Origin of the sequence: Poriferisphaera corsica (assembly GCF_007747445.1) — a bacterium.
Classification (GTDB): domain Bacteria; phylum Planctomycetota; class Phycisphaerae; order Phycisphaerales; family Phycisphaeraceae; genus Poriferisphaera; species Poriferisphaera corsica.
In genome coordinates, this window is the sequence record NZ_CP036425.1 from 1,960,977 (window position 1) to 1,975,153 (window position 14,177).

12 protein-coding genes are annotated in these 14,177 nt (G+C 47.6%); 9 read left to right on the top strand and 3 right to left on the bottom strand.

All coding sequences use genetic code 11. From position 1 onward, the window contains the following. Positions 1-8 precede the first annotated feature (8 nt). The 4 genes from KS4_RS07970 (at position 9) to pth (ending at position 2,742) form a co-directional block, all read left to right on the top strand. The gene (locus tag KS4_RS07970; protein WP_145081531.1) at positions 9-977 is read left to right on the top strand and encodes a ribose-phosphate diphosphokinase; all 969 of its coding nucleotides are present in this window, start codon (positions 9-11) and stop codon (positions 975-977) included. A gap of 94 nt (positions 978-1,071) precedes the next feature. After that, the gene (locus tag KS4_RS07975) at positions 1,072-1,710 is read left to right on the top strand and encodes a 50S ribosomal protein L25 (protein ID WP_145076825.1); all 639 of its coding nucleotides are present in this window, start codon (positions 1,072-1,074) and stop codon (positions 1,708-1,710) included. Between the two features lie 95 nt (positions 1,711-1,805). After that, complete coding sequence (locus KS4_RS07980) at positions 1,806-2,033, top strand: hypothetical protein (RefSeq protein ID WP_145076827.1); 228 nt, start codon at positions 1,806-1,808, stop codon at positions 2,031-2,033. 31 nt (positions 2,034-2,064) lie between these two features. Next, entirely contained in the window at positions 2,065-2,742 is a 678-nt protein-coding gene (gene pth, locus KS4_RS07985; RefSeq protein WP_200761698.1) for an aminoacyl-tRNA hydrolase, read from the top strand. A gap of 67 nt (positions 2,743-2,809) precedes the next feature. On the opposite strand, the gene KS4_RS07990 is transcribed toward pth, so the two are convergent. Then, positions 2,810-3,277, bottom strand: a complete 468-nt coding sequence (locus KS4_RS07990; RefSeq protein WP_145076829.1) for a PTS sugar transporter subunit IIA — start codon at positions 3,275-3,277, stop codon at positions 2,810-2,812. A gap of 213 nt (positions 3,278-3,490) precedes the next feature. Here KS4_RS07990 and recQ point away from each other — a divergent pair, with 213 nt between their 5' ends. From recQ to KS4_RS08015, 5 genes are all read left to right on the top strand, one after another. Continuing rightward, positions 3,491-5,368, top strand: a complete 1,878-nt coding sequence (gene recQ / locus KS4_RS07995) for a DNA helicase RecQ (RefSeq protein ID WP_200761699.1) — start codon at positions 3,491-3,493, stop codon at positions 5,366-5,368. A gap of 297 nt (positions 5,369-5,665) precedes the next feature. Further along, complete coding sequence (locus KS4_RS08000) at positions 5,666-6,631, top strand: ABC transporter ATP-binding protein (RefSeq protein ID WP_145076830.1); 966 nt, start codon at positions 5,666-5,668, stop codon at positions 6,629-6,631. 53 nt (positions 6,632-6,684) lie between these two features. Continuing rightward, positions 6,685-7,407, top strand: coding sequence for an ABC transporter permease (locus KS4_RS08005; protein WP_145076832.1), 723 nt, complete (start codon positions 6,685-6,687; stop codon positions 7,405-7,407). A 59-nt stretch (positions 7,408-7,466) separates the two neighbouring features. Continuing rightward, entirely contained in the window at positions 7,467-9,659 is a 2,193-nt protein-coding gene (locus KS4_RS08010) for a DUF7088 domain-containing protein (protein WP_145076834.1), read from the top strand. 56 nt (positions 9,660-9,715) lie between these two features. Continuing rightward, positions 9,716-11,923: a DUF4340 domain-containing protein gene (locus tag KS4_RS08015; protein ID WP_145076835.1), complete on the top strand. Its 2,208-nt coding sequence runs from the start codon at positions 9,716-9,718 to the stop codon at positions 11,921-11,923. A 57-nt stretch (positions 11,924-11,980) separates the two neighbouring features. Here the strand turns inward: KS4_RS08015 and purF are convergent, their stop codons facing one another. Next, positions 11,981-13,504, bottom strand: coding sequence for an amidophosphoribosyltransferase (gene purF / locus KS4_RS08020; RefSeq protein ID WP_145076837.1), 1,524 nt, complete (start codon positions 13,502-13,504; stop codon positions 11,981-11,983). 222 nt (positions 13,505-13,726) lie between these two features. After that, on the bottom strand, positions 13,727-14,116 hold the full coding sequence (locus tag KS4_RS08025; RefSeq protein WP_145076839.1) for a TSCPD domain-containing protein: 390 nt from the start codon (positions 14,114-14,116) through the stop codon (positions 13,727-13,729). Positions 14,117-14,177: the final 61 nt, after the last annotated feature.

Genomic DNA, 14,177 nt, shown 5'->3' on the forward strand with positions numbered 1-14,177 from the left:
GTGGCAACATGGATCAGATGAAAGTGTTTTGTGGTCGGGCAAGTCGCGCACTTGGTGAGCGTATTTGTCAGCACCTTGATATCCCCATGGGACAAGGGCATACCGACTTATTTCCAGACGGTGAAGTCTTCGTGAAGATTGAAGAAGATGTTCGTGGTCGGGATTGTTTTGTTTTGCAGTCTACGCACCACCCCGTTAACACGCATCTGATGGAGTTGTTGATTTATATCGACTGCCTCAAGCGTGCGAGTGCGAAGCGTATCACCGCTGTGATCCCATATTTTGGTTATGCCAGACAGGATCGCAAGGATGAAGGACGCGTGCCAATTACCGCGAAACTGGTTGCGAATATGCTGACCCGAGCAGGCGCTGATCGCGTGATGGCTATGGATCTGCATGCTGAGCAGATACAGGGTTTCTTTGATATCCCCGTTGACCACCTGCATGCGGCCCCCGTCATCGTTGACTACTTTAAATCTCTACGTGAAGAGATGGGTGAGCTCGTTTTGGTTAGCCCTGATGTTGGCAACGTGAAGATGGCGAATTCATACGCGAACTGGCTGGGTGGAGATCTCGCGATCATCGACAAGCGGCGAGTGTCTGGCAGTGAGGTTGTTTCTAACAACATTATTGGTGACGTTGAAGGCAAGGTTGCGCTGATGGTTGACGACATGATCTCAACTGCAGGTACGATGTGTGAAGCGGCACGCCTGCTGAAAGAGCGTGGCGCGAAAGACATCATTGCTGCGTGTACGCACCCTGTTTTGGTTGGTTTAGCGATGGAGCGTTTGGCTGAAGCGCCGATCAGCAAGATCATTGTTTCAGATACGATCCCATGCGGCCCGCGTACCGCACCAATTCAAGACAAAATTGTGGAGCTTTCAACAGCCGAGTTGCTTGGCGAAGCGATGCTCCGCGTTCACAATAACGAATCTGTCTCTAGCCTGTTCCGTAAAGGCAGTGGGGGCAAACGCTGAATTATTTTCAGCAATAAAAGCGTAATCAACCGGCCTAGCCGGACACAGCATTCACTAATAAACGAGTAAAACAAATAAATTTGGAGAGAATCAAATGAACGCAAAAAGTGCACCAAAAATCGAAGTCAAAGTTCGCGAAAAACTTGGCAGCCGCTACGCAGCGCGTGCCCGTAAAGAAGGCCTGATCCCAGCTGTTGTCTATGGCCACAAACGGGATGCCGTCGCAGTTACCGCTGATGGTAAAGCATTGGTAGAAATTCTTCACGCAAACGCACACCTCGTCGATGTTGTTGTTGACGGTAAAAGTGAGCACTGTGTTGTGAAAGATATGCAATGGGACTACCTCGGCGACAATATTATCCACGTTGACTTTGAACGTGTCGATCTGTCTGAGAAAGTCGCTATGGAAGTGGATCTTGAATTGGTCGGCGAGCCTAAGGCTCTTGCACAGGCCGGCGCTTTCCTTGATCACCCACTGACCAAGTTGGAAATCTCTTGCCGTGCAGACAGCATTCCAGAGAAGATTGTTGTTGATATTGCTGAACTGGATGGCGAAAAAGCGATTACCGTTGCAGACATCCAGCTTCCTGCAGGAATTGAAGCAACAACTGATGCGGATTCTGTCGTGGCCCAAATCAAGATTGCGAAAGAAGAAATTGTTGAAGAAACTTCCGCTGACGAAGGTGCTGAGCCTGAAGTCGTTGGCAAGGATAAGGAAGATGCTGCTGAATAATCAGCAGATGAATCCAGATACTCAAGCGGGTTTACACCATGTAAACCCGCTTTTTTTATGCCTATAATGACATCATTGGCGAAAGGATCCTGTTCATGCTCAAATGCAATATTGATAACACTGGTAAACGCCTTAGGCTCTATAGCGGCTTGTTTGATCTATTGGTGGCAGCGATCGTCATGCTTATCACGTGGTTTGGGCTAATCGAAACATGGGGATGGATCGCAGGTGGGGTTTTATTGCTCATCGGCTTGTTTGCCATATTTGAAGCTCTAAGAGGCTGGTGTATTCTGCGAGCTTTGGGTATCAAAACACCTTTCTGAATGATCGAAAATTCTTGAATAAAAGGTAAAGATGCGAAAGATCCTGCGAATGTTAAACTGGTGGGCTAAACCCAGCATATTGGAAAGCTCGGGAGATGTTCAGCAAGATTCAATTGAAGAGAATTGTATTGCCATGAAGTTGATCGTAGGAATCGGTAATCCCGGCAAAGAGTACGAAAAAACACGCCATAATGCTGGCTTTATGGCGATTGATCGTCTAGCCGAACGCAACTGCCTATCGAGTGATAAAACCAAGTTTCATGCTCACTTCATTGAAGGGGTGATTGCGGGTAAAAAAACGCTGCTTATGAAACCAATGACATTCATGAATCGTTCAGGTCTTGCTGTTGGCGAAGCCGTACGTTTTTACAAAATTGAACCCAAAGACGTACTCGTACTGGTTGATGATATTGCCCTGCCCTGCGGACGTATCCGGTTGCGTTCTGATGGCTCTGCTGGTGGCCACAACGGCCTTACTGATATTAAGCGAGTCCTAGGTACGCAAACTTACCCAAGGCTTAGAATCGGTATTGACGCCCCTGGGCGTGTTCCGCAGAAAGACTATGTTTTAGGTCGTTTCTCGCCTGATCAGGAATTTCAAGTTGAGCGAGCGATCAATCGTGCAGCCGAAGCGATCGAACATTGGATACGCGAAGATGATATGGCTCAAACGATGACGATATACAATAAAGCTGCAGAAGAAGAATAAAATAATTTTTAGCACAAATAAAAAAGCTGACTCGCGATGAGTCAGCTTTTTATTGTCATGATTTATATTAAACGGGAGCGTCAGCTTCATATTCTGCGATTAGCTTGAATAAGTCTTCGCCAGTTTTAGCATCTTTGATTGTCGAGCGGAAATCCTCATTCATTAGCATACGCGAAATTTTCGCAAGCGCCTGAATATGAGGTCCTGTTTGATCTACAGGTGAGGCGAGCAAGATAATCAGATCCACTGGCCGCCCATCTATCGAATTGAAATCGACCGGTGTGGAAGGAAGGCCAATCGCCATACAAAGCGAGGCAACGCCTTCGCTTTTGCCGTGAGGAATCGCGATACCGTGTCCTATACCAGTCGTACGGGTGGTTTCACGTTCCCAGATGGCTTTCTGGAGACTGTTCGCATCTTGTATACCGTTGCTGCTGACAAGCGCATCGGCCAACTTGAAGATCGCCTCTTGCTTGTCTTCGGCATCAAGCGGCACGACCACAGACTCAGGTTGCAGAATATCCGTTAAACGCATGTTTTCACCATCTGTATCCAGGAATTATCAGGGCTGGCGGTAAACCGGAGGGATTGAAGTCAGCAATTATTCTGAAACAGACGAATCTGTCCCATTCTGACTGCCCTACGAGAATACCCAGCCAATGGCTCCTGAGCAAATTTCCCAGTTCCTCATGTTGATATGTATCGGTCACTGGGGCTTTCTCATTCATTATGATACCCTTCACAGATCATGATGGAGATTTTCGAGCAGGGAAACGCTCAAATAGCCGATAATAATACGCTTGACCTAGCGACAACGCTGCAGGATACATTCGGACACGCCCAGTTCCGGCCTCTGCAGCAGGAAATTATTCAATGCCTTCTCAAAGGTAACGATACGCTCGTTATCATGCCGACAGGTGGTGGTAAATCACTCTGCTTCCAACTCCCAGCCCTCCACCTGCCTCATACCACACTGGTCATATCCCCACTCATTGCTCTTATGCAAAATCAGGTTGATGCTCTTCAAGCTAGCGGTATCGCCGCAACCTGTATCAACTCATCACTGGAACCAGCCGAAGCTTCTGAACGTGAACGAGCTGCAATTCGCGGTGATTACAAGCTCGTCTATCTTTCCCCCGAGCGTCTTATGTCTTCAGCAGGATATCGACTGCTCACTAAAATGCCCGTCAACCTCATTGCGATTGACGAAGCCCATTGTATTTCTGAATGGGGACATGATTTCCGCCCTGAATATCGCATGCTCGGTGACTTGCGCATTCAGCATCCTGATCGTTTCGCTAAAACGCCCATCGTTGCGCTCACCGCCACCGCTACGCCGCGTGTTGCTGAAGATATCCAACGTCAACTCCATCTAATCAACCCTCAAATATTCCATACCAGTTTCGAACGACCCAACTTACGTTATGAGATTCGTCCTAAGCATGAAATGATGAAACAGGTTCTGGAGTACCTGGAGCAGAATCAGGATCATGAAGGCATCATTTACTGTCAGTCTCGTGCGCGTTGCGAGCAGATCGCTGAACAACTTCAACGGCGTGGTATCTCAGCCCTGCCTTACCATGCAGGCCTTGAAAATAACGTTCGGAAACAAAACCAGCACGATTTTATTTACGGCTCGGCCCGAATAATTGTTGCCACCATCGCTTTCGGAATGGGGATCGATAAGCCAGACGTACGATTTGTATTCCACGCAGATCTTCCCCGCCATATTGAAGGTTATTATCAGGAAACAGGTAGAGCGGGCCGCGATGGCATGATCGCTGACTGTATCCTCTTCTACTCTGCTGCAGATCGTACCAAAGTCGAATACTTCATCGAGCAAAAAGAAGATCCCGAGCAGCGTGATCATGCCTATTGGCAACTCAACAAAATGATTCGGTACGCTCACACAACTGATTGTCGTTGCATTCCTCTACTTGATTACTTCGGCGAGGAGCATTCTGGTGATTGCGGCCACTGTGATAACTGCCTCAACCCTCCAAAGCTAATTGAAGCCACTGAGGACGCTCGTAAGCTCCTCTCCGCTATCGCACGCACCGACCAGCGATACGGCCTCTCTCATATTATCGACATCCTGCGCGGCTCTAATGCCCAGAAAATCATCGACCGCAATCACCACAATCTCTCAGTTCATGGTATTGGGCGTGATAAACCAAAATCGCATTGGCTTAATGTCGCCGAAACCCTACTGCGTGACGGGCATCTTGGCATGACCATTGACGAATTCCGCACGACGCATCTCACCGAATCTAGTCCATCGATTCTTCGAGGCGAGCTCCCCATCACCGTGGCAATCAGCCGCGCCATTAGCACGCGAGAAGATATCACTGTAAAACGCACAGCCAATGAGCCAACACGGCCTGTCGACGCTTCACTCTTCCAAGCACTCCGTGAACTTCGCAAGCAGTTAGCTCAAGAGAAGGGTGTCCCTCCTTACGTCATATTTGGCGATATCTCACTCAAACACATGGCCGCTGATTACCCCATCAATGACTTCGCTTTTCTTCAAATCCCTGGTGTTGGTCAGACAAAACTACAGCGGTACGGTGAAGCCTTCATGGATATTATCAAGCAATTTGCCCCGCAAGCCGCCTCTTGCGACTAATCGTGAAATTACACTACTCCCAAACCTCAAGCGACTCAGAAACGTAACCACATAGTAAAACTGATTCTTGCTACGAAATCCCTTTAATTTGCACACGACTTTCTTGACCTGAAGTCGTTTTCAATGCATTATTTACAGTCATAACCCACCCCATGACAGATAGTTGGTAAGCAATAAACCCCGCACGCATCTGTCAGCGTCAAACACAGCAAGTAAAATCCTCACACAGCAACACGCCTACGCTCAAAACCTCATACCTGTGACGCTACTATCAAACCCACGAATCGAGTCGTATTTATGATCATCGCAAAGAATCTGGTTAAGTGGTATGGCCCAACTCTCGCCGTTGATGATCTCTCCTTTGAGATACCCAAAGGCGAAATCGTCGGCTTCCTCGGTCCGAACGGGGCAGGTAAATCCACAACCCTCCGCATCCTCACCGGCTATCTGCCACCTACCGCAGGCTCTGCCTCTATTGCCGATTACGATATTCTTAAGCAGCCACTCGAAGCCCGTACACAAATTGGCTACCTCCCCGAAGGCACGCCCCTCTATGGCGAAGCTCGTGTCACCGAATATCTGCACTACCGTGGTTCGCTTCTCGGCATGACCCGCAAAGATCGCAATCAACGAATCGAAGAAGTTTGTGACCGTTGTGGCTTGTCTCATCTGAAACGCCGAGTTATCTCCCGCCTTTCCAAAGGTAACCGACAACGTGTTGGGCTCGCACAAGCTCTCCTTTCAAAACCCCCGATTCTCATTCTCGATGAGCCCACTGCCGCACTCGATCCCAACCAGATTTCAGAAGTTCGTAAGCTCATCAAAGAACTTCGTGGTGAACACACCATCCTGCTTTCAACTCATATTCTCCCCGAAGTCGAGAAAACCGCTGATCGTGTCATGATCATCGCGGGCGGCCGCCTCCTCGCTGACGGCAAACCATCCGAGCTTCGTCAACAGATCGCTCAAGACGCTGCCATCATCCTTGAAGCCAAAACTTCAGCAACCCAACTCACTTCCATGCTCAAACCGCTTACGGATATAACATCCTTTGAAACACTCACCGACAGTGATTATTCACGCCTCTCCATCACACCAACCTCACATTCAAATAACACACAGCTCCTCACCGCTATCGGCAACAAACTGCTAAAAGAGCAAATCGCTGTACGCGAACTGCACACCGAGCAAGCCTCCCTTGAAACCTTCTTCGTCAAAATCACTGATCGTCTTGCCACGCAGCAATCCTCAGAATCCGCGTAACGACATTCCTTCGTGACTGACCGAATTTTCGTATCAAAGCTAAAAGTTTCACTATGACCAAGATCCTGACATTAGCTAAGCGTGAGTTAGAAGCACTCTTCTTCTCCCCTGTCGCCTACCTCGCATTGGCGATCTTTGCTTTCATCACAGCCTTCCTTTTTACCTTTGGAATCTTCCAGCCAGGCTTCCCCGCCACGATGGCCGAAATGTACACCAATATCGTTTGGCTACTCATCTTTATTGCTCCCGCCATCTCAATGCGGCTCATTTCCGAAGAAGCTTCATCAGGCACACTCGAAATGCTCATGACCTCACCGATCTCTGATACTCAGATTATTTTAGGCAAATGGCTCGGTGCTTTGGCTTTCTACGTTGTACTCCTCTCGCCAATCTTCCTGCAGATTATTCTCCTTGAGGTTAAAGCCGATCCTGACTACGGCCCCATCCTCACAGGCCTTCTCGGTATGCTCTTTGTCGGCGGTCTCTATCTGGCTATCGGGATCTTCGTTTCGGCTTTCAATAACTCGCAACTCGTTTCTTTCATGATCACTGTACTGATCACCGGCCTATTTACTTTCGGTATGTACTTCCTCGCTCGCGCCGACTTCCTCCCAGCTTCAATCAAAATGGCTATGTTCACCATGAACGTTAACGAACAATTCAGCAATTTCTCCAAAGGTCTCATCGACATCCGCAACATCATCTACTTCCTCTCCGCCATCGCATTCTTTCTCTTCCTCGGCATAAAAACGCTTGAAACCAGACGCTGGAGCTAAACTCTCTCGCGCCGCACTAAATTAACAGAAACAACAACGGCTCATAACAGAACAACACCATGAGTAATCAAGATAAAACAATTTCAACCTTATCTCATCGTGCTCGTCGCACACGCTATACGCTCATCCTCGCGGTCAGCATCATCGCAGCTCTCACCATCATCATCCTCATTAACCTCATTGTTGATCGAGGTTTCCGTTCTCTCTCCGAACAGGCTTCACCCGCAACTCGATACCTTCGGTACGATTTTACCGCGACACGACAATACTCTCTTTCCCCTCAAACACTCAAGGTTCTCAAATCACTTGATAATGATTACCGCCTTATTACCGTCATCAACGCCACCACACCTCAAGAGCAGCGCGTCCCTGAACTCGTCAACGAGTACAAGCTGTACACAAATAAGATCACAGTAGAGCAAATTAACCCAACCTCGGACGTTAAAGCTATTGCTGACTTCTATGATCAGCTCGAAGGCCGTTACACCAAACACTTAGGCCCAATTACACAAACAGTCGCTGACGGCCAAGCACTCGTTTCATCCGTCGTTGACCAGCTCAACCCCGTTGTCGAACAGCTTAAAGAATTAGCTCAAAGCCCTGAAGTTAAGCCCAACCGAACGCTCTCTCAATTATTTGCTTCAATCGTCCTTAACTTCAGCCAGCAACTCAAAGCCACTGAAGACATCAATGGCACGATCACGACAAATCTGTCAACTCCCTTGCCGGCTTATCAGTCCGCAAAATCTGCCATCGTCAATCGCCTTCTCGAGTTTGATAGCGTGATTCTTGCAGAGACAATTTCAGCATTCGACAAGCTTTCACGCTCACGCTCAACCCCACCAGCGACTGCTGATGCGATGCTGAAAATTAACAAATCACTCAATATCGTACGAGATGAAATACGCCGTGATGTGACAAAATTGCAAAAGGTACAATCCTACCTGCCCTATGAAGAAGTTAGAGCAGCAATCCAAGCGAAAGGCTTCGTCGCAATCCTTGCCGATGATGAGGCGCGGATCATACCGGTAAGTAAGATGTATCGTGAACTGCCAGCCGAGTATACCGCAGCTGCAGGAGAACCTGAGCTCGGCTTTATTGGCGAAGAGCAGCTTACCGGCTCACTCATCTCAATGTCCTTTAATCCACCTCCGCTTGTCATATTCGTTCAGTCTGACGGTCAGGATGCATTTGGTGAGAAAGGCATGTACAACCAAGTTGGTGCACGCCTCAGGACATCAAACATACAGTTAGCTCAATGGAATCCGATTCCCGCCAACAGTATGGACACCCTTCCCAAAATTGAAAACGCTCAGCACACCGTCTGGGTGGTGCCAGCTTTTCCGGCACTTGATGTGACCAATCCCCAACACGCCACTATCCAGGCCGCACGAGATCGTACCGCCCAATTGATCAAAGAGCGTATTGCTAAAGGCGATTCTGCATTAGTCATGATGGCTTTAGATCCGCTGAAGGAAATTGCGTCACAAAACCCAATCATTGCCTACCTCAACAAATCGTGGGGCATTTATCCTGAAAACGATCGCGTCATTCTTTCCGAACAAGTGCAGGGACGTGATACCTTTGCAGGCACTCGTTTCAAAATAACAGAATGGCCGACCTCACTTCCCATCACACAATCAATCAAAGGGATGTCCGCCGCTGCACTCATCAGTTCGCCAATCAAACTCGATGATGTCGAAGGTATCAAGCAGTTTGCAATCATGCAGATTACCTCACCACGCATGTGGACATATAAAGATTTCACCGACTCGACTTCCTACCGCACTGCAGAATTCGACCCAGAAACTGCGTCCTCTCACTTCATTATTGGCGTTGCCGCCGAAGGCTCGCCTAAATCAGAAGCGGTATCAGAAATCGAAAATGAAAGCACCGCTATCACAACTGATAACGCAGAAAATAATCGTATTATCGTGACCTCAACATATGCATGGGCGACTGATTTTATTACGACAAATGCAGACCCGAATCTGACTTCACAAGGGCAAAATCAAGCCGATGTATTTGGGGCCGCATTCCCTGCGAACTCCGATCTTTTTGTTAACAGTATCTACTGGCTCTCCGGTAACGACGATCTCATTGCAGCCTCACCACGATCACAAGATCTGCGACGTGTTGGCGCAATGACTGAAAACGGCATTTTCTACTCTCGTCTTTTCCTCATCGGCGGACTTCCCATTTTCGTTTTTGTCCTCGGTATTGCCGTCTGGTCAATCAGAAGAAGAGATTAGTCGAGAAAGAAGATCATAAAACCGATTCTACCCTGTTTACAACAAAAAACTGAGTCATGAATACGAAATCAACACTCATACTTCTCGCTCTTGTGACCGCGCTCGGTTTAGCCTATTACTTTATGATGCTAAGCACACAATCGCCTTCATCAAACCCCATCATTACGCAGCGGCAATCCGAGCTTCTATTAACCCTAGACGGCCAACCTCTCTCTGCTAGACAAATACAGCAAATTAGTATTATCAAACGCGGTAATCCCGAGCCCCTCACGCTTGCCAAAAAGGCAAATACGTGGCAGCAAACCTCGCCAGTCCAATTTCCTCTCGATCAGGAGTACATCACCCAACTCCTCAATGCGATAACGACACTACGGTTCACAGAATCGTTTCCTCTTGATTCTCCAAATATCCCTTCAACCCAAGATATCGGCCTTGAAGACCCACACGCCATCATCACACTCAAGTTAGAGAACAACACTGATATCACGATTATTTTGGGCAACGAAACAATTGGTGGCAACGCTTATCTTACGCTAAACCAATCTCCAACCATCTATGTCACGAGTAATTTGTTTCAGCAAGTCCTAACAACTGCAGAACCGCAAAATCTCTGGACAGCTTCTCTTTCGCTACCACCCGAATCAAAACTCAATCAATTTACTCTCAAAACGCCAGAATTTAGCCAAACATTTTATGCCAATGGCAATAGCTGGTACCTCAATCGAAAAGCCACCGCACGCGCCAATACGAATAACATTAAGCAGCTCTTCACTCAGCTCACACCCCTCAAAATCAAGCCCCTCGAAACCAAACTTAATCTGACATCCGAGCAGATTTTTTCGGAGTCAAACACCGTAGCCACACTCACCTGTTCACTCGCAGGTCAAAATTACACGCTCAAAATCGGCCCATCTGCTGATCTTAAAAAGCAATATGTCTACGCATCACTAGCCTCACCCTTAACCTCAACAGATGCAGTCTTCACAATAGATTCAGACACCGCTCGTATACTCACTGAAAACATGAACTATTGGCAGGACAATAAACTCTTCGATATACCTAAAGATCGTTTTCGTTCTATGACGATGCGTAATGCAGATCAATCCATACGCCTTGCAGTTAGTTATAACCCCATCACTGCAACGTTCAGCTATCTTAACCCCATGCCAAGCTATCCCATAGATCAGCAATTCACGAACATCTACATCAACAGCCTCCTCCAAGCGGAAGGCTCCGCATATATCGCCCTATCAAAGCCACTAGCAAAACCTTTCGCTTCTATCACAATCAATCAATATCGTTCTGCTATAGCGCAAACGATCAACCTCTATTCGTTCGATAGCACCAAACATGACGTGACATGGATCACAACCGATCATGGTTCATCTAACACACTCACAACGCTTGCTGTGCGTCCCGGCGAAACGGTCGGCTACCTCCTCACCGATGAACAACTCGCAATGCTAAATCTTTCAGCCATCGATTTGCGCGATCGAACCATGGTCGATCTTTCTGTGGATCTTCCCAATTCCATCACGCTGAAGCGTTCCGATGCGCCAGCCTACAAGTTTGACAATGCTAGCGGCGATTGGTCACTCGAAGGAACATCCTCACGGTTTGAACGTCTTGCCTTCAATAAGCTCTTAGCAGCTCTCTCCCCATTACGGGCCGAGCAATGGCACTCGCAAATGGAACTCCCAAATCACGACATCTCGCTAACGCTCACATACAGACAAGATTCACCCCCCACAGAAATTTTCATTAATTCCCGCACTCAAAATGCTCAAATTCAGACCAGTAAAACTAGCAGCGTTTTCAAGCTCAATAAGCAAATCATTGACCTCTTGAATCTTGAGTACCGTGATCGAACAATCCTCAATCTGCTGCCTTCACAGATCATATCGATAAACATTAATAACAATCAATTGATTGCCCGCAATCGACGATCTGAATACATATGTAACGGACTGCCCATATCAGATCAATCTATTCCCGCATCGATAATAAACGCGTTATCGTCTTTGCACGCCGATCGTATGTTTGTTGATTTACCCAAAGCGGAAGTCAAACAACAGAACATTTTTACAATCAAGACAAAATCAAAAACATACTCAATGACGATATATCAGTTTGATGGTACATCAATCACATATGGCCAACTTACCCCGCCATCACCCGCAAGAACAATAACATTTACGATGCCAAAACAGGCTGCCGAATCCTTTGATGCCGCTGTAGCCAAACTCCCCAAACTGACGCAATAAAAAAGTGCCGCCATACAGCAGCACTTCACTTTTCGATTTTACAATATACTCTGATGATCAACTGCCATTATGCAAGTCGATGGGGGCGCTTTCTCCTTGCATGCCATTCAAATCCTGCACCTTAGCTTGATCACTTCTCGCTATTTCCAACCTGCTCAGGTATGACGCGTCAACATCACCCGTCACATAATGACCATCAAAAACAGAGCATTCAAATTCTTTAATATTCGGGTTCCCCTCACGAACCGATGTGACTAGATCTTTCAGATCCTGATAGATAAGATCATCCGCGCCGATCTCTGCACAAACATCCGCAGTTGTTCGCTCGTAAGCAATTAGTTCTTGCGCTGCTGGCATGTCAATCCCATAGACATTGGGATGTCGAACTGCAGGCGCTGCAGATGAAAAATACACCTTGTTTGCTCCCGCATCACGAGCCATCTGAATAATCTCACTACAAGTTGTACCACGCACAATCGAATCATCTACCAGAAGAACATTCTTACCTTTGAACTCAAGCTCAATCGGGTTTAGCTTCTGCCGGACTGACTTCTTCCGTTGGCTTTGCCCAGGCATAATAAATGTTCTGCCAATGTACCGATTCTTAATAAAACCTTCGCGGTATTTAACACCCAAATGGTGTGCCACCTGAAGTGCTGATGTGCGGCTACTATCCGGGATCGGAATCACCACATCAATATGATGATCCTTCCACTCGCGTTTAATTTTTTCAGCTAAATGATCCCCCATCCGCAATCGTGCCTTATACACCGAAACCCCGTCAATCATTGAGTCTGGCCTCGCAAGATAAACATACTCAAAGATGCACGGATTTTTTTGTGTCTTCTCCGCCGTTTGCTTCCGCTCGACCTTGCCATCCAAACTAATAAAGATCGCTTCGCCCGGCTCCACATCCCCTAATAATTCGTACCCCAATGAATCGATTGCCACACTCTCCGATGCAAGCATGTACGCATCGCCACCATCCTGTAACTCACGTTTCCCAACAACAATCGGCCGAATCCCGTGTGGATCACGAAACGCCACCATCCCATACCCCGTCAGCATCGCAATCACTGCATACGCGCCCTTACATCGTCGATGCACGCCTTCAACTGCTTTAAAAATATCTTTTGCTTCCGGCCGCAGCTTGCCCAAAGCCTGCAACTCATGAGCGAATACATTCAACAGTACTTCTGAATCAGATGTCGTATTCAGATGCCGCAAATCTTCACGATAGATTTCTTCTCGCAACTCGTTCGCATTTGTCAGGTTACCATTGTGTGCCAGCGTAATCCCATACGGTGAATTGACATAAAACGGTTGGCTTTCTGCCGAGCTACAACTCCCCGCTGTCGGATACCTGACATGGCCAATACCCATCGTTCCCGTCAGCCGCTGCATGTGCCACTGCTGAAAGACATCTCTGACCAGCCCGTTTCCTTTTCGCAGATACAACCGGCCCTCATCGCACGTTACGATACCCGCAGCATCCTGTCCCCGGTGCTGAAGGACTGTCAGCGCATCGTACAAGCCCTGATTAACATTCGTCTTACTAACAAGGCCAGCAATGCCGCACATAAACGCAACTCCCAGTCAATCGCATCTGAATTCTGTCTCACAATCTCAGGCAATCGCACCAAAAATAGAAACAACCGTAGCCTTCAAAGAAATACGCCCCGCTCCTGTCGTACCACTTCATTCAGCCACTTATTTTCATTTCAGGTAACCCTTGAAACATAATTATATCCGACATCCACCCTCAATGCGCATCGCCTTCCCTTCATCCACAACAAATCTCCCTCAAAGCCGTTGTCGACGCCCTTCTCCATCCTCCAAAAAATGCAATTCCATGTATCGAGCTACATAGTCAATAATGCTCATCGCCTCTGGTATTTCCGGATTGCTCGTGGTTCCAAACGGCTCAAAACGCATCCCTTTAAACCGTAATACCGCCTCCTCGACAGGCAATCCATACTGAAGAGCGATCGAAAAAGCTCTACAAAACCCCTGTACCAGTCCCGATAAAGTGGACCCCTCCTTGGCCATCTTGATAAAGATCTCCCCCGGCCGACCATCCTCAAATAGCCCCACCGTCAGATATCCCTCGTGACCCATGATTGAGAACTTATGCGTCACTGAGTCCCGAATTTCAGGCAACTTCTCGCGGCTAATCTCATTCTTTCGACTCATCAATCAAACCTCGAATCTAACGCCATTTCTCACCTACTAGCACCATATGACCCTCATACCA